Origin of the sequence: Cupriavidus sp. 2SB (assembly GCF_005503625.1) — a bacterium.
GTDB lineage: Bacteria > Pseudomonadota > Gammaproteobacteria > Burkholderiales > Burkholderiaceae > Cupriavidus.
On record NZ_SCMX01000005.1, the window covers coordinates 37,612 to 52,416 of the forward strand.

Annotated in this window: 16 protein-coding genes; 6 read left to right on the forward strand and 10 right to left on the reverse strand. The window is 65.0% G+C overall.

Going from position 1 to position 14,805, the window contains the following annotated elements; genetic code table 11:
• Window positions 1-51 precede the first annotated feature (51 nt).
• The 5 genes from metW to argB all read right to left on the reverse strand — a co-directional run bounded on the left by metW (window position 52) and on the right by argB (window position 4,801).
• Window positions 52-663 carry a methionine biosynthesis protein MetW gene (gene metW, locus FFS21_RS03545; RefSeq protein ID WP_130392048.1) on the reverse strand — a complete coding sequence of 204 codons (612 nt, stop codon included), beginning with the start codon at window positions 661-663 and terminating at the stop codon, window positions 52-54.
• Complete coding sequence (metX, locus tag FFS21_RS03550; protein WP_137923566.1) at window positions 660-1,832, reverse strand: homoserine O-succinyltransferase MetX; 1,173 nt, start codon at window positions 1,830-1,832, stop codon at window positions 660-662. Before metX ends, metW begins: the two co-directional genes overlap by 4 nt.
• A gap of 305 nt (window positions 1,833-2,137) precedes the next feature.
• Window positions 2,138-2,794: a nucleoid occlusion factor SlmA gene (gene slmA / locus FFS21_RS03555; RefSeq protein WP_137923567.1), complete on the reverse strand. Its 657-nt coding sequence runs from the start codon at window positions 2,792-2,794 to the stop codon at window positions 2,138-2,140.
• Entirely contained in the window at window positions 2,791-3,810 is a 1,020-nt protein-coding gene (locus tag FFS21_RS03560; protein WP_137923568.1) for a pyrimidine 5'-nucleotidase, read from the reverse strand. The genes slmA and FFS21_RS03560 overlap by 4 nt, the downstream gene beginning before the upstream one ends.
• A gap of 73 nt (window positions 3,811-3,883) precedes the next feature.
• Window positions 3,884-4,801, reverse strand: a complete 918-nt coding sequence (gene argB / locus FFS21_RS03565; protein WP_130392044.1) for an acetylglutamate kinase — start codon at window positions 4,799-4,801, stop codon at window positions 3,884-3,886.
• A 218-nt stretch (window positions 4,802-5,019) separates the two neighbouring features.
• On the opposite strand from argB, the gene FFS21_RS03570 reads away from it, so the two are divergent.
• Window positions 5,020-5,232: a cysteine-rich CWC family protein gene (locus FFS21_RS03570; RefSeq protein WP_137923569.1), complete on the forward strand. Its 213-nt coding sequence runs from the start codon at window positions 5,020-5,022 to the stop codon at window positions 5,230-5,232.
• 96 nt (window positions 5,233-5,328) lie between these two features.
• The gene (locus FFS21_RS03575; RefSeq protein ID WP_137923570.1) at window positions 5,329-6,273 is read left to right on the forward strand and encodes a LysR family transcriptional regulator; all 945 of its coding nucleotides are present in this window, start codon (window positions 5,329-5,331) and stop codon (window positions 6,271-6,273) included.
• Between the two features lie 45 nt (window positions 6,274-6,318).
• Here FFS21_RS03575 and FFS21_RS03580 read toward each other — a convergent pair whose 3' ends face one another.
• Window positions 6,319-6,807 (reverse strand): copper chaperone PCu(A)C, encoded by a 489-nt coding sequence (locus FFS21_RS03580; RefSeq protein WP_137923571.1) that lies wholly within the window; start codon window positions 6,805-6,807, stop codon window positions 6,319-6,321.
• 253 nt (window positions 6,808-7,060) lie between these two features.
• Here FFS21_RS03580 and FFS21_RS03585 point away from each other — a divergent pair, with 253 nt between their 5' ends.
• The gene (locus FFS21_RS03585) at window positions 7,061-8,386 is read left to right on the forward strand and encodes an ATP-binding protein (RefSeq protein ID WP_237380001.1); all 1,326 of its coding nucleotides are present in this window, start codon (window positions 7,061-7,063) and stop codon (window positions 8,384-8,386) included.
• Window positions 8,386-8,979: a response regulator transcription factor gene (locus tag FFS21_RS03590; RefSeq protein ID WP_137923572.1), complete on the forward strand. Its 594-nt coding sequence runs from the start codon at window positions 8,386-8,388 to the stop codon at window positions 8,977-8,979. Before FFS21_RS03585 ends, FFS21_RS03590 begins: the two co-directional genes overlap by 1 nt.
• An 18-nt stretch (window positions 8,980-8,997) precedes the next feature.
• Here the strand turns inward: FFS21_RS03590 and FFS21_RS03595 are convergent, their stop codons facing one another.
• The 4 genes from FFS21_RS03595 to FFS21_RS03610 all read right to left on the reverse strand — a co-directional run bounded on the left by FFS21_RS03595 (window position 8,998) and on the right by FFS21_RS03610 (window position 12,631).
• On the reverse strand, window positions 8,998-9,315 hold the full coding sequence (locus FFS21_RS03595; RefSeq protein WP_137923573.1) for a hypothetical protein: 318 nt from the start codon (window positions 9,313-9,315) through the stop codon (window positions 8,998-9,000).
• Window positions 9,316-9,575: 260 nt separating this feature from the next.
• Window positions 9,576-10,907, reverse strand: a complete 1,332-nt coding sequence (hslU, locus tag FFS21_RS03600) for an ATP-dependent protease ATPase subunit HslU (protein WP_137923574.1) — start codon at window positions 10,905-10,907, stop codon at window positions 9,576-9,578.
• 20 nt (window positions 10,908-10,927) lie between these two features.
• Window positions 10,928-11,464, reverse strand: coding sequence for an ATP-dependent protease subunit HslV (hslV, locus tag FFS21_RS03605; RefSeq protein WP_066735031.1), 537 nt, complete (start codon window positions 11,462-11,464; stop codon window positions 10,928-10,930).
• A 180-nt stretch (window positions 11,465-11,644) separates the two neighbouring features.
• Entirely contained in the window at window positions 11,645-12,631 is a 987-nt protein-coding gene (locus FFS21_RS03610; RefSeq protein WP_137923575.1) for a tripartite tricarboxylate transporter substrate-binding protein, read from the reverse strand.
• 356 nt (window positions 12,632-12,987) lie between these two features.
• Here FFS21_RS03610 and FFS21_RS03615 point away from each other — a divergent pair, with 356 nt between their 5' ends.
• Window positions 12,988-13,518, forward strand: a complete 531-nt coding sequence (locus FFS21_RS03615; RefSeq protein ID WP_137923576.1) for a Fur family transcriptional regulator — start codon at window positions 12,988-12,990, stop codon at window positions 13,516-13,518.
• A 65-nt stretch (window positions 13,519-13,583) separates the two neighbouring features.
• Window positions 13,584-14,693 (forward strand): CobW family GTP-binding protein, encoded by a 1,110-nt coding sequence (locus FFS21_RS03620; protein ID WP_137923577.1) that lies wholly within the window; start codon window positions 13,584-13,586, stop codon window positions 14,691-14,693.
• Window positions 14,694-14,805: the final 112 nt, after the last annotated feature.

A 14,805-nucleotide genomic window follows, 5' to 3' on the forward strand; every position in this document is an offset into this window, starting at 1 on the left:
AGGGTTGCGTCAAGCTAGTCGCTACGCCACGCCCCTTCCGTTACGCCATCGTCACACCGCCGTGACGCGATACACGGCCAGGCTGCCGCGCCAGTTCACGCCCCAGTTGACGGTCACGCCTTCGTGCATCACCACGCGATCCAGCACGCGCAGGCCGACCTTGGGCGCCAGTTCCTCGAAATCGCCAATGGTCAGCACGCGCACGTTCGGCGTGTTGTACCACTGGTACGGCAGCGACTCCGACACCGGCATGCGGCCCCGGAATACCGACAGCCGATGCGGCCAGTAACCGAAATTCGGGAACGAGACAATGCATTCGCGCCCCACGCGCAGCGTGTCGCGCAGCACCTGGGCCGTGTTGTGGATGGTCTGCAGCGTCTGCGACAGGATCACCGTGTCGAAGCTTTTGTCCTCGAACAGTGCCAGTCCACCCTCCAGGTTCTGCTGGATTACGTGAACACCCTTCTGCGCGCAGGCCAGCACGCCCTCGTCGCGGATCTCGATGCCATAGGCATGCACGTCCAGTTCGTCCTGCAGCACGCGCAGCAGGCTGCCGTCGCCGCAGCCGGCATCGAGCACGCTGGAGTTGGGTTCGATCCAGCGCGCGATGGCGCGGAAGTCAGGGCGCAGCGCGAGGATATTGGGATTGGTGGCGGCGTTCATGCACCGATCTCCTCGGCAATGCGTTCGTAGTAGGCGCGCATCAGGTTGTGATAGCGCGGATCGTCGAGCAGGAAGGCGTCGTGGCCGTGCGGGGCATCGATCTCCGCATACGACACGCGGCGCTTGTTGTCGAGCAGCGCCTTGACGATCTCGCGGCTGCGGTTCGGCGCAAAACGCCAGTCCGTGCTGAAGCTCACCACCAGGAAATTGGAACTGGTCTGCGCCATGGCCCGCGTCAGGTCGCCGTCGAATGTCAGCGCAGGATCGAAGTAATCCAGCGCCCGCGTGATCAGCAGGTAGGTATTCGCGTCGAAGTACTCGGCGAACTTGTCGCCCTGGTATCGCAGGTAACTCTCCACTTGGAACTCGACGTCGAACGAGAACTGGATGTCCTCGGCCTTGAGCGTCCGGCCAAATTTCTCGGCCATGTCCTCGTCGGACAGGTACGTGATGTGGCCGATCATCCGGGCCACGCGCAGGCCGCGCTTCGGCTTCACGTTGTGCGCGTAATAGTTGCCGCCGTGGAAGTCCGGGTCCGACAGGATCGAACTGCGCGCCACCTCGTTGAACGCAATGTTCTGCGCCGACAGCTTGGGCGTGGACGCCACCACGATGCAATGGCGCAGCCGCTCCGGATACATCAGGCTCCAGGCCAGCGCCTGCATGCCGCCCAGGCTGCCACCCATCACCGCCGCGAACTGCGTGATGCCGAAGTGATCGGCCACGCGGGCCTGCGCGTTGACCCAGTCCTCGACCGTCACCACGGGAAACAGCGCGCCGTACGGCTGGCCCGTGGCCGGGTTGATGCTCATCGGCCCGGTCGAGCCGAAACACGACCCGAGGTTGTTCACGCCGATCACGAAGAAGCGGTTGGTATCGAGCGGCTTGCCGGGGCCCACCATGTTGTCCCACCAGCCGATATCGCGCGGATTGTCCGCGGCGATGCCGGCCACATGATGCGAGGCATTGAGTGCGTGGCACACCAGCACGGCATTGCTGCGAGCGGCGTTGAGCGTGCCGTAGGTTTCGACCATCAGGTCATAGCCGGCGAGCTGGGTGCCGTTGCGGAGCTTCAGCGGCTCGTCGAAATGCAGTCGCTGGGGCGTGACGACGCCAACCGAATCGGTCGGCACGTCGAGGACACCAGCGGGAGGGGCGACATCGGTCATTGAGCGGGCCCGCGCAAATGGCAGGCATAAAAAAACCCGACCGGCATATGCGTTGGATTCGCAGCCAAGTCGGGCTTTTCGCGGTGTCCCGCGTGCCGGTGCTGGAGCGTGGACGACATCGACATCATCTGTCACACGTCATTCGCGAGGCACCGACCCAACCTCTTTAGCCGCATTTATATTGGCGTCCCGGGGACACTCCCCAGGCTGCCGCGCGCCCGCAAGCCAGTCATCAAATCGGCGCGACCCGCACATTATAGTGCAAAGCGCGGGCCGTGCTCACGACCCTGCGCCCTGCACGGTTTTCACCCCAGCAGCACGCGCAGTTGCGCGTCGATGCTTTCAGCCGGCAGCTTGCGGAAGCCGCTCTTCGCGTAGCGGTGCCAGTGGCCTTGCACAGCGGCCATGATCAGCGCCACGCGCCCGGACACGTCCGCATCGGCCGGAAACGCGGCCTGCGAGACGGCCACCTTCAGGCACTGGCGCAGCGATGCCTCGATGCGGTCCACCATCTGGTTGATGCGCTCCTGCAGGCGCTCGTGCTCGCCCACCAGCGCCTCGCCGGTCAGCACGCGCGTCATGCCGGGATTCTTCTCGGCAAACGTCAGCAGCATGCGCACGATGGCCTGCAACTGGCGCAGGCCGTGCTCTTCCTGCGTGGTGATCTGGTTGATCAGCCCGAACACGGTCTGCTCGATGAAGCCGATCAGCCCTTCGAACATCTGCGCCTTGCTCGCGAAATGGCGATACAGCGCGGCCTCGGAAACCGACAGCTTGGCGGCCAGCGCCGCCGTGGTGATCTTTTCCCCGCGCGGATGCTCGAGCATGCCAGCCAGCGTCTGCAGGATCTGGATGCGGCGTTCGCCGGGACGCGGACGCTTGCGCGCCGGCGCGTCCGGATCGGCGACCGATGTGACAGGAGGCACTGGGGCCTCGGCCTGTCGAGCGATGGTTTGCGTCATGACCCGATTCTCCGCTTTTGTTTTAGGAGTTGATGCATCGATTGTACTTTTATGTCCACATAGCGCGGGCGATTGACCAGTCGCGCACGCGTTGCCGGCACCGCGCCGGCCTCGGTCTGTGGCGCCGTTGCCGCAGCCCGGGCTATCGCCGGGGTGCCCGGGTCCTGGCTTTCCGCCGCCACAAGCGTCACGGCGTGCTCCTGCGCCGCGTGTCCCGCGTGCTGGCGATCTTCGGCGGCCAGGGTCTGGCGCGTGGCGGCGTCGCGCGCCGTGCCATCCGCCGCTGGCCCCATGGGATGCGGACGCGACGGCGAGACCGTCCGCAGGAACCCGGTGACCCATGCCGTGCGAATGCCCATGCCGGCATAGTGCTTGAGGTGCGACAGCGTGTCCTCCACCAGCACCGCGCGATGCGCGGCCACGCCCGCCTGCGCCAGCAGGCGCAGCAGCATGCGCCGGTCCGGCTTCGGACCCAGATGGCCGTGGACCCACATGTCCTCGATGGCCACCACGCGCTCGAAACAGCGGTCGATGCCCGCCAGAGCCATCACCGCATGCGCATAGTCGCGCGGCGCGTTGGTGACCAGGATCTTGCGGCCGGGCAACCGGCGCAACGCCGTCGCCAGGCCACGCCGCACGCGCACCATGTCTGCCAGGTCCGGAAACTCGTGGGCGGCACGCAGGAAATCAGCCGGGTCCACCTGATGGTGGCGGATCATGCCGAGCAGCGTGGCGCCATAGCGTCGCCAGTAGTCCACGCGCAGTCGGCTGGCCTCGGCCAGGTCGCAGCCCAGCACACGCGCCACGTATGCCGTCATCAGCCCGTTGATGGCCGGAAAGATGGCGTGCGAGGCGTCATGCAGCGTATTGTCGAGGTCGAACAGCCAGACCGTGCTACCCGACGTGTCACCGGCGACATCGCGCCGCAGATGCCGGCGCGGACGGTGCGCGGACGTGTCGAGCCACGCGCGCGTGCGCGCCTTGCCCCGTCGCCGGGAGGGCTGGTGGATGAACACGCCTGGATTGTGAGAATGCAAGGGGAGACAGGAAGCGGAGCGGGAAGCCCGCGCGGGCCTCCCGGTGGCGCACTCAGTGCGAGCGGATCATCGTGCCGAACGCCTGTTCGGTCAGGATTTCCAGCAGCAGCGAGTGTTCGATGCGGCCGTCGACGATGTGAACCGAGTGAACGCCGCTCTTGGCGGCATCCAGTGCGGACGAGATCTTGGGCAGCATGCCGCCCGAGATCGTGCCATCGGCAAACAGTTCCTCGATCTCGCGCGCGGACAGGTCGGTCAGCAGATTGCCCTTCTTGTCCATCACACCCGGGATGTTCGTCATCATGACGAGCTTCTCGGCCTTCAGGATCTCGGCCATCTTGCCCGCCACCACATCGGCGTTGATGTTGTAGGCCTGGCCGTCATCGGAGAAGCCGATCGGCGAGATGACAGGGATGAACGCGTCGTCCTGCAGCGCCTTGACCACGGCCGGGTTGATGGCCTCGATATCGCCCACGAAGCCGATATCGATGAACGTGCCCGGGTTCTCGCGGTCCGGCATCTGCAGGCGCTTGGCGCGGATCAGCCCGCCATCCTTGCCCGTCAGGCCCACGGCCTGGCCGCCGTACTGGTTGATCAGCATGACGATGTCCTGCTGGACTTCACCGCCGAGCACCCATTCCACGACTTCCATGGTCTCTTCGTCGGTAACGCGCATGCCCTGGATGAAGGTGCCGACCTTGCCGACCTTCTTCAGCGCCTCGTCGATCTGCGGACCGCCGCCATGGACCACCACCGGGTTCATACCCACGAGCTTGAGCAGGATCACGTCGCGCGCGAACCCGTGCTTGAGCTTTTCCTCGGTCATCGCATTGCCGCCGTACTTGACCACAATGGTCTTGCCGTGGAACTTGCGGATGTAAGGCAGTGCCTCGGCGAGGATCTCGGCCTTGAGGGCGGGGGCGATGGCCGCAACCGTGGTGGCGGCAGGCCCAGGATTGTCAGCGTTCATGGCTTCGGACATTCCGTGTGATGTGGAGCAGGTATCATGATTAACCGTCCGCCTGGTAGGCGATACGGGCGAGGCCGGCGTTGCGGCTACCGGCCGGGCACAAGGGCCACAGCGGGACGATGTGCCCCGCAGGCGCCATCCGGCCACGGCAGGCGCCGATTTTACAAGAAACCGGCGGCAGCATTGCAATCGCTGCTTTGCAACAACGCTTTCAGACCATGACCGATCCGTCGACGATCCTGACTGGACAACTGCGCCCGGTGGAACGCTGCAGTGCATGCGGAGCCCCCTTCGTCTGCGGTTTCGTGGCCGGACTGCCCGAATGCTGGTGCGCCAGCCAGCCGCTGCTGCCCTCCCGCCAGATCGTGGCCAACCAGCACTGCCTGTGTCCGGACTGCCTCAAACAGCGTCGGGAATCCGCACCAGATTGAGACACTTCTGAATCCCGTCCAAAATTTTTGTTGTTTACCGGTGATTTGCACGTTGCGAATGACAAAAGCAACGATTTCCGGTTTAACATTCGCGGCATGAATAGCCTACGCGGAATCGATCTGAACCTGCTGGTAGTGCTGGAAGCGCTGCTGGCGGAACGCCATATCTCGCGCGCCGCGCTGCGGTTGCAGCTGAGCCAGCCTGCCGTCAGCCACTCGCTGGCGCGGCTGCGGCAGCTATTGGACGATCCGTTGTTGGTGCGTGGCCAGGGTGGGCTGGTGCTCACCCCGCGCGCCCACGAGCTTGCCGGTCCGCTGGCCGAGGCATTGGCGCAGGTGCGCATCCTGCTGGGCCCCGGCGGCTTCCAGCCGGCCACGGCACGTCGCACGTTCCGGCTGGCGATGTCCGACTACGGCGCGCTGGTGGTGCTGCCGCGCCTGCTGCGCACGGTGCGCAAGGCCGCGCCGAACATCGACCTCGTGGTCACGCAGTCGAGCCGCGAATCGATGACGGGGCAGATTGCCGACGGCGAACTCGATATCGCGCTGGGTGCGTTTTCCTTCGAACCCGAGGGCGTGCGCACCGCCGCGTTGTTCAACGACGATTTCGCCTGCGCCGTCGATGCCGCCACCGTGCGCGACACCGGACGCCTGGACCACGTGGCCTACCTCGCGCGCTCCCATGTGCTGGTCACCGGTCCCACGGAACGCGGCGAGGCCATCGACGCCGCTGTCACCCGACTGGGCGGGCGACGCAAGATTGCCTGCGTGGTGCAGCAGTGGAGCGTGGCACCAGGGTTGATCGTCGGCACCAACATGGTCCTGACGGCCGCGCGGCGCACGCTGGAGGCGCTGGCCGACGAGCGGCTGGCGATCTTCGAGGCGCCGTTCACGATTCCCGGCTTCACCTACAGCATGATCTGGCCGGAAAAAGCCGATGCCGATCCGGGGCACACCTGGCTGCGCGAACGCGTGCAGCAGGCGGCCACCGCCGCCACGGAAACCGAGGAAGACACCGCAGCGATCAGCCTGCGGGGATGAAAAAGGGGAGCGTCTGCTCCCCTTTTCGTTTGGTGCCGTTGCCGCTCAGTGCTTGTGGTCCATCTGGCCGCCGGACTGCGCCGGGGCCGCTACGTCGCGCACCTGCGCCTTGACCGTCTGCTCCGTCACCTTGCCGTTCTGCTCGATCTTCAGCGTGATGGGCACCGAATCGCCGGCCTTGAGTTGCTGCTTCAGGCCCATGAGCATGACGTGATAGCCGCCCGGCTTGAGCTGTACGTTCTGCATCTTCGGCAGGTCCAGCGACTCGATCGGACGCATGCGCATCACGTTGTTGTCCATCTTCATCTCGTGCAACTCGGCGCTGCCCAGCGGCGACGACACGCCGACCAGCTTCGCGCCCTGATGCGCATGAATCGTCATGAAGGCGCCCGACGCCGTCTGCGCCGGTACGGTGCCGCGCACCCAGGCGTCGCTGACATCGACCTGGGCCATGGCCTGGGCGCTGGTCAGCAGGCCGGCCACCCCAAGGGTGACGATCGAGGCGGCGCGCAGGGCGCGGGTTCTGACTTGCATACGGAACATCTCCACGAATTTGACAGGTTGGCTGCGTTGGCCCGATAGATCGAGCAGGTCGAACAGGCTGGAAGCCGGGACATTAGCATGATGTCGCGCGCTGCGTGCGCGACCTGCGCCACGCCCGAATGCGGCACGGTGTCGCACGGCAGGCAACCCCGCCCAGCATTGCTACACTCGCGCCATGCAAGCCTCGATCGACCTGCCCCCGCCGCCTCCGCCGGCCTTCGCCACTCCCCCTGGCATGCCGGGCATGCCAGCGCCCCGTCACAGCCTGGTGAGCATGCGCCGGCTGTGCTGGCTGCGCTGGGCATTGCTGGCCGGGCAGGCGCTGCTGCTGGCCCTGTGCGAATCCGTGGCCGGCATCCACCTGCCCTTCCAGCCGCTGCTGTTCCTGTTCGCGGTCCAGGCCGCGTTCAACCTCTATACGGTGGCGCGCCTGCGATGGCACACCCGGCGCAACACCATGCCGGGCGATCCGGAACTCATGGTGCAGATGCTGGTGGACCTGACCGCGTTGTCGGCCATCCTGTTCTATACGGGCGGCGCCACCAATCCCTTCGTGTCGTTCTACTTGCCGGGGCTGGCCATCGCAGCGGCCATCCTGCCGTGGCGGCTGGTGGCGCTGCTGGCCGGCTATGCGCTGACCTGCTACTCCCTGCTGCTGCTCGATTACGTGCCGCTGCATCTGCACAATCCCGACAACGCCGTGAACTATCACCTGGCGGGGATGTGGCTCAACTTCGTGGCCAGCGCGGTGATGATCGCGATCTTCGTGGCACGCCTGTCCAACGTGCTGCGGCAGCGTGACGCGCAACTCAACGACGCCCGCGAACTGCTGTTGCGCGAGGCGCGCGTGGAAGCGCTCAACGACCAGGCCGCTGCCGTGGCGCACGAGATCGGTACGCCGCTGGCCACGCTCGCCGTGATCGCCGGCGAACTGCGTGGCGACGCCGCCGACACCGCGCGCGGCAGGACCGCGATTGCCGATTACCTGCCCGACCTGCAAACGATGGAGCAGCAACTCGAACTGTGCCGCTCCATCCTGGCCCGGCTGCGTGCCGATCACCAGACGCTGGCGCCGCAACGCATCGATGCCTGGCTGACGTCGTTCGTGGAGCGCTGGCAGTTGCGCCATCCGCAAGCCAGCCTGCAAGCCGAACTCTCGCCCGACGCCGGCATGCAGGCCGTGGATACCGCGCGCGTGGCGCAGATCCTGACCATCGTGCTGGACAACGCCGCGCGCAGCCAGCAGGGCGAACATGGCGACGACGCACGAGGCGGGCCGCCGCTGGCGCTGGCAATCGCGCAGGAAGGCGATGCCCTGCTGCTGCGCGTGACCGATCACGGCAGCGGCATCGCGCCCGCGCTGCGCAGCCAGCTGGGCGAGCGTCCCGTTGCCAGCACGCTCGGCGGACAGGGTATCGGCCTGTATCTGGCGCAAAGCGCCGCGCGCCAACTGGGTGGACAACTCGCATGGCTCGACAATCCTGCCGGCGGCACCGTGACCGAACTGCGGCTGCCTATCGGCGATGCCACGCGCCGCCAGACCTTCAACCCCAACGCCTTCCAACCTTGATGATCGACGCCCCGGCGCCTGCCGATGCCACCCCCTTTCTTGTGGTCGATGACGACGAGGTCTTCTCCGGCACGCTGGCACGCGCGCTGACGCGCCGCGGCTATGCGGTGCAGGTGGCGCACAACAGCGCCAGTGCGCTGGCGCTAGCCACGAAAACGCCATTCGCCTACGTCACGCTCGACCTGCATCTCGGCCCGCCGCCTGATACGGGTGGCACTGCACCGGCAGAGTCGGGACTGCATCTGGTGGGACCGCTACGGCATGCACTGCCCGACGCGCGCATCCTGGTGCTGACCGGCTATGCGAGCATCGCCACGGCCGTGGCCGCAGTGAAGCAAGGTGCCGATGAATACCTGGCCAAGCCGGCCAATGTGGATTCGATCCTGACCGCGCTGATGGCAGGCGTGTCCGAGGATGCGGCGGAAGCCGCGTTGGAAGAGCCGGTGCCGCTATCGGTGGCACGGCTGGAGTGGGAGCATATTCAACGCGTGCTCACGGAGCACGGCGGCAATATCTCCGCCACGGCGCGCGCGCTGAATATGCATCGGCGCACGCTGCAACGCAAGCTCGGCAAGCGGCCAGTCTCGCGCTGATCGTCTGATGACGATGGATTACAGGCGAAGCTGGACGTAGTCCCAGCCGAGATCGTCGTCCGATGCCTCGGCGATACGCACGGCATCGCGGGCATGGCGATCCGCCAGTGTGACCAGCGCGCCGGAGGCCATGGCTTCAGCGGCGATCGCGGCCTGGGTGGCTACCTGCTTTGCCGGCTTCGTGCTGGCATGAGCGGGGGTATCGGGACGGATGCAGAGAAACACCGTCGCCGCCGTGATGGCAGCCACCACGCCGCCCACGGCCATCGCCACGCGACGCTTGCGCACGCGGTTGCTGCTCTTGAAGAAAGGTGTACGCGATTCCATGCGTGACATTGGCTCACTCCCGTTAATCTGTTTTGTGGAAGGTGCGGAAGGGTCTCATTCGCGGTCACGCCCGCGCCAGAGGCTTTACCAATGCTTACGGGTGTAAGGGCTGATGAAACACGGGGGACAACACCCTCTCCCGCCTCCGTCTGTCTCCCCTCTCCCGCACGCGGGAGAGGGGAGACAACCAACAGGATCGAAAGCGACATCGCAAAAACAAAAAAGCCGGACAACGTCCGGCTTTTTTGCATCAAGCGATCAACGCGCCATCACAGCACGTAGCGCGACAGATCTTCATTCCCCGCCAGATCGCCGAGACGTTCCTCGACATAAGCCGCATCAACAGTAATGGTCTCGCCCGACGATTTCGTCGCGTGGAACGACAGGTCTTCGAGCAGGCGCTCCATCACCGTGTACAGCCGGCGTGCGCCGATGTTCTCGACCTTTTCGTTCACCGAGAACGCGATCTCGGCCAGGCGGCGGATGCCGTCTTCGGCGAACTGCAGTTCCACCTCTTCGGTCTTCAGCAGCGCCTGGTACTGCTTGGTCAGGCTGGCGTCCGTCTGCGTGAGGATGGCCTCGAAGTCCTGCACCGACAGCGAGTCCAGTTCCACGCGAATCGGGAAACGGCCCTGCAGTTCGGGAATCAGGTCGCTCGGCTTCGACAAATGGAACGCGCCCGATGCGATGAACAGGATGTGGTCCGTCTTGATCATCCCGTACTTCGTGTTGACCGTGGTGCCTTCCACCAGCGGCAGCAGATCGCGCTGCACGCCCTGGCGCGACACCTCGCCGCCACCCACATCGCTGCGGCTGGCAATCTTGTCGATCTCGTCCAGGAACACGATGCCGTTCTGCTCGACGTTGGCAATCGCCTTGTGCTTGAGCTCTTCCTCGTTCAGCAGCTTGGCGGCCTCCTCGTCGATCAGCAGCTTGAACGCTTCCTTGACCTTCATCTTGCGGCGCGCCTTCTTGCCCTGGCCCATGCCCGCGAACATCGTGCGGATCTGCTCGGTCATGTCTTCCATGCCCGGCGGCCCCATGATGTCCATGCCCGGCATGGCAGCGGCCACTTCCAGCTCGATGTCCTTGTCGTCGAGTTCGCCCTGGCGCAGCTTCTTGCGGAATACCTGGCGCGTGTTCGAATCCTTGTCCTCATGCTGCTGGAAGCCGATATCGCGCGGCGGCGGCAGCAGCACGTCGAGCAGGCGATCCTCGGCCGCGTCCTCGGCCTTGGCGCGCACCTTCTTCATTTCCGATTCGCGCGTCTGCTTGACGGCCATCTCGGCCAGGTCGCGCACGATGGTGTCCACGTCGCGGCCCACGTAGCCCACTTCCGTGAACTTGGTGGCTTCGATCTTGATGAACGGCGCATCGGCCAGCTTGGCCAGGCGGCGCGCGATCTCGGTCTTGCCCACGCCCGTGGGTCCGATCATGAGGATGTTCTTCGGCGTGATTTCCTGGCGCAGCGGGTCTGCCACCTGCTGGCGGCGCCAGCGGTTGCGCAGCGCCACGGCCACGGCCTTCTTGGCCTTGTTCTGGCCGATGATGTGCTTGTCGAGTTCGGAAACGATTTCCGACGGGGTCATGGTTTGCGACATGGGGTTCCGTTCAGCGTCGGTCAGTCGATGGTTTCGATGACGAAGTTGGTATTCGTGTAGATGCAGAGTTCGCCGGCGATGGTCAACGCCTTCTCGACCACGTCCTTCGGCGATAGCTCGGTGTTCTCCACCAGCGCCTTGGCAGCCGATTGCGCGTACGCGCCACCCGACCCGATGGCCGCGATGCCGCCTTCCGGGTCCAGCACATCGCCATTGCCGGTGATGACCAGCGTGGTGTCCTTGTCGGCGGTGATCAGCATCGCCTCCAGGCGGCGCAGCGCGCGATCCGAGCGCCAGTCCTTGGCGAGATCCACCGCGGCGCGGGTCAGATTGCCCTGGTACTTTTCGAGCTTCGCCTCGAAGCGGTCCAGCAGCGAGAATGCGTCGGCCGTGCTGCCGGCAAACCCCACCAGCACCTTGCCGTTGTAGATGCGACGGACCTTGCGGGCCGTACCCTTCATCACGATATTGCCGAGCGTGACCTGGCCGTCACCGCCAAGCGCGACCTGGTTGCCGCGCCGGACGCTGACGATGGTGGTGCCGTGATACTGTTCCATGGTGCCTTTGCGTGAGAGGTGTCAGCGGCGTAGGTGGCGCCGCATGGCCCGCTTTCAAGGGAAGATTTTTCCGGCGTCCCCTCGGACGGCAGCTTTCCCACTATAGGCAACAGCTCACGGACAAAAATAAAAAAAGCCACGCATCGCGCGTGGCCTTTTCTTCATATTGCGACAGTCCGATCAGTCGGCGTACACGCCAGCCTTCTTGATCACCGGCGTCCACTTGTTGATTTCCGATGCCAGGAACGTGCGCAGCGAATCCGGCGTGGCGCGTTGTGCCGGCACGGCTTCCGCACCCAGTTCCGCCATCTTGGCGCGGAACGTCGGGTCCGTCACCGACTTCTGCAGCGCGGCCGAGAGCTTGTCGATGACCGGCTTCGGCGTGCCCTTCGGGGCGTACATGGCGTGCCAGATCTTGACTTCCACGCCCGGCATGCCCTGTTCGGCTGCGGTCGGGATGTCCTTGAACGCTTCCACGCGACGCGACTGCATGGCCGCGTAAGGCTTCAGCGCGCCTGCCTTCAGCTGGCCGGCGATGTTCGTGGTCTGGTCGCACATCAGGTTGACCTGACCGCCCAGGATGTCGGTCAGTGCCGGCGCCGTGCCCTTGTACGGCACGGTGGTCAGCTCGGTCTGGATCGCGCTCTGGAACAGCAGGCCGCACAGGTGCGAGGCCGAGCCGATACCGGCGTTGGCCAGCGACAGCTTGGCGGCGTTGGCCTTGATGTACGGGATCAGGTCCTTGAAGTTGGCGGGCGGCATTTGCTTGTTGCCCACCATGATCATCGGCACGTCGGCCACTTCACCGACCATCTCGAAATCCTTCAGCGGATCGAAGCCCAGGTTGCGATAGAGGGCCGGCGCAGTGGACATGCCGATATGGTGGATCAGGATCGTGTAACCGTCGTTCTTCGCCTGCGCCACTTTCTTGGCGCCGATGGTGCCGCCAGCACCGCCGAGGTTTTCGATCACGATCGTGGTGCCCAGGTGCTTGGACATGATCGCCGTGAGTTCACGCGACACCTTGTCTGTGGGGCCACCGGCCGCGAACGGCACCACGGCCTGAACCGGCTTGCTGCCCGGAAATTCCTGAGCCTGGGCTCCCGTGAAGGCACCCACGCCGGCCACAACCAGCGCGGCTGCAAATTTGATTGCAACTCGTTTCATTTGCGTCTCTCCTGTTCCCTCTGTAACCCGTTCCAGCGCCGCCCGCGCCGCCGGAAATCCCGCGTTTCGCGGGCACCGGCCCCGTCGATCCATATCGGAAAACACGGGGTGACCATCGGCACGATGTATGGGTGGTAAGCGGCTGCAAACCCCGCCGACAGGCGGAGCCGGAGGTGGATGTTAGCAACCGCGAACAAGCGCGAGGTATAGGGGCTAACCCGCGAGAAACGGACATATCCGAGGGAACCGAAGACTTCCTCGGACACTCACCCGAACGGGTGCGCAACGCCCTCCGGAAAGACCTTGCTTGTGCAACTGAATTGCAACTCGATGGGCGCTATGGTTAAATCTCCGGCATGACCCGCACCACCTCCGAACCCGCTTCCACGCGCGCCAAGACGCTGCCTGCCGAGGCGGAACCCGATACTGATGTCGATGCCGCGCAAGCTGCCCAGGCGCGGCTGCGGCATCTGGGCGCCCGTGTGACCCAGCCCCGCGTGGCGATCCTGGCTTGCCTGATCGATGCCGACGAGCCGCTGACGCACCAGGCCGTGATCGACCGCCTGCCGCCCGATGGCGACGTGGATCGCGTGACCGTGTATCGCGTACTCGACTGGCTCGTCGATCAGGGCATGGCACAGAAGCGCGCTGGCCGCGACCGCGTCTTCCGTTTCACGCTGGTGGAGCACGAGGCAGCCCGCGCACAGGTGCATCGGCAGCACAGCCACTTTCATTGCACGCGCTGTGACCGCACCTTCTGTCTCGAATCGGCGGGCAAGTCCGTAGCGCCCAGGGTGCCCAGCGGCTTTGCCGTGGAGCACGTGGAACTGACCGTCAACGGCGTATGTGCCGAATGCGGAAGGGTGCGCGATGCCGGCGGGCAGTAACACCGAACACTGAATAACATGCCGGCCAGACGCCGGCCCAACGATCTCCCTCGGAGTCCAACGACATGTCCAAGCTCATTCCGGTCACGATCCTGACCGGCTTCCTCGGTAGCGGCAAGACCACGCTGCTCAAGCGCATCCTGAACGAACAGCACGGCATGAAGATCGCCGTGATCGAGAACGAGTTCGGCGAAGAAAATATCGACAACGAGATCCTCGTGCAGGATGGCCGCGAACAGATCGTGCAGATGAGCAATGGCTGCATCTGCTGCACGATCCGTGGCGACCTCGTGCAGGCCCTGTCGGATCTGGTCACCCAGCGCGACGAAGGCAAGCTCGATTTCGACCGCGTGGTAATCGAGACCACCGGTGTGGCCAATCCGGGTCCTGTGGCGCAGACCTTCTTCATGGACGAGGAAATTGCATCGCGCTACCTGCTGGACGCCGTGATCACGCTGGTGGATGCCAAGCACGGCAACATCCAGCTCGACAAGCAGGAAGAAGCGCAACGCCAGGTGGGCTTTGCGGATTCGATCTTCATCACGAAGTCCGATCTGGTCAGCGCCGCAGAGGTGGACGACCTGCGCCACCGTCTGAAGCACATGAATGCCCGTGCGCCGATCCGCACCGCCAACTTCGGCGAGGCGCCGATCGACACGATCTTCGACCTGCGCGGCTTCAACCTCAATGAAAAGCTCGAGATCGATCCCGAGTTCCTGCGTACCGACGACCACGACCATGACCATGACCATGGGCACGATCATGCGCACGGCGAGGAGTGCGCCCCCGATTGCGGTCACGATCACTCCCATGACCACGGCCACGATCACGATCACGGGCATGGTCATGCGCACGACCACCATCACCACCACCACCACACGGACCGAATCGCCTCGTTCGTCTTCCGTAGCGACAAGCCGTTCCACTACGGCAAGCTGGAGGAATTCCTGTCGGGCATCCTGTCGGTGTACGGCGAGAAGCTGCTGCGCTACAAGGGCGTGCTCTATATGGAAGGGGTGGACCGCAAGGTGGTGTTCCAGGGCGTCCACCAACTGATGGGCAGCGACATCGGCGCCAAATGGGAGAACGAGACGCCCGGTACGCGCATGGTATTCATCGGCGTGGACTTGCCGCGCGACGCCATCCTCAAGGGCCTGACCGCCTGCCTCGCCTGATTCCCGTCCAGTCCATCGCTGGTTGACCGGGCAACGACCCGGTCTGCCCGATGCGTCATATGCCCCCGCCGCCACCCTGGCCGGCGGGCGGCCTCCCCCGCTTTCTGCGCCC

Bases quoted from the DNA above. Each gene is read 5' to 3' on its own strand.
- metW (WP_130392048.1), bottom strand. From the start codon at position 663: ATGAACGCCGCCACCAATCCCAATATCCTCGCGCTGCGCCCTGACTTC.
- metX (WP_137923566.1), bottom strand. From the start codon at position 1,832: ATGACCGATGTCGCCCCTCCCGCTGGTGTCCTCGACGTGCCGACCGAT.
- slmA (WP_137923567.1), bottom strand. From the start codon at position 2,794: ATGACGCAAACCATCGCTCGACAGGCCGAGGCCCCAGTGCCTCCTGTC.
- argB (WP_130392044.1), bottom strand. From the start codon at position 4,801: ATGAACGCTGACAATCCTGGGCCTGCCGCCACCACGGTTGCGGCCATC.
- FFS21_RS03570 (WP_137923569.1), top strand. From the start codon at position 5,020: ATGACCGATCCGTCGACGATCCTGACTGGACAACTGCGCCCGGTGGAA.
- FFS21_RS03575 (WP_137923570.1), top strand. From the start codon at position 5,329: ATGAATAGCCTACGCGGAATCGATCTGAACCTGCTGGTAGTGCTGGAA.
- FFS21_RS03580 (WP_137923571.1), bottom strand. From the start codon at position 6,807: ATGCAAGTCAGAACCCGCGCCCTGCGCGCCGCCTCGATCGTCACCCTT.
- FFS21_RS03585 (WP_237380001.1), top strand. From the start codon at position 7,061: ATGCCAGCGCCCCGTCACAGCCTGGTGAGCATGCGCCGGCTGTGCTGG.
- FFS21_RS03590 (WP_137923572.1), top strand. From the start codon at position 8,386: ATGATCGACGCCCCGGCGCCTGCCGATGCCACCCCCTTTCTTGTGGTC.
- FFS21_RS03595 (WP_137923573.1), bottom strand. From the start codon at position 9,315: ATGTCACGCATGGAATCGCGTACACCTTTCTTCAAGAGCAGCAACCGC.
- hslU (WP_137923574.1), bottom strand. From the start codon at position 10,907: ATGTCGCAAACCATGACCCCGTCGGAAATCGTTTCCGAACTCGACAAG.
- hslV (WP_066735031.1), bottom strand. From the start codon at position 11,464: ATGGAACAGTATCACGGCACCACCATCGTCAGCGTCCGGCGCGGCAAC.
- FFS21_RS03610 (WP_137923575.1), bottom strand. From the start codon at position 12,631: ATGAAACGAGTTGCAATCAAATTTGCAGCCGCGCTGGTTGTGGCCGGC.
- FFS21_RS03615 (WP_137923576.1), top strand. From the start codon at position 12,988: ATGACCCGCACCACCTCCGAACCCGCTTCCACGCGCGCCAAGACGCTG.
- FFS21_RS03620 (WP_137923577.1), top strand. From the start codon at position 13,584: ATGTCCAAGCTCATTCCGGTCACGATCCTGACCGGCTTCCTCGGTAGC.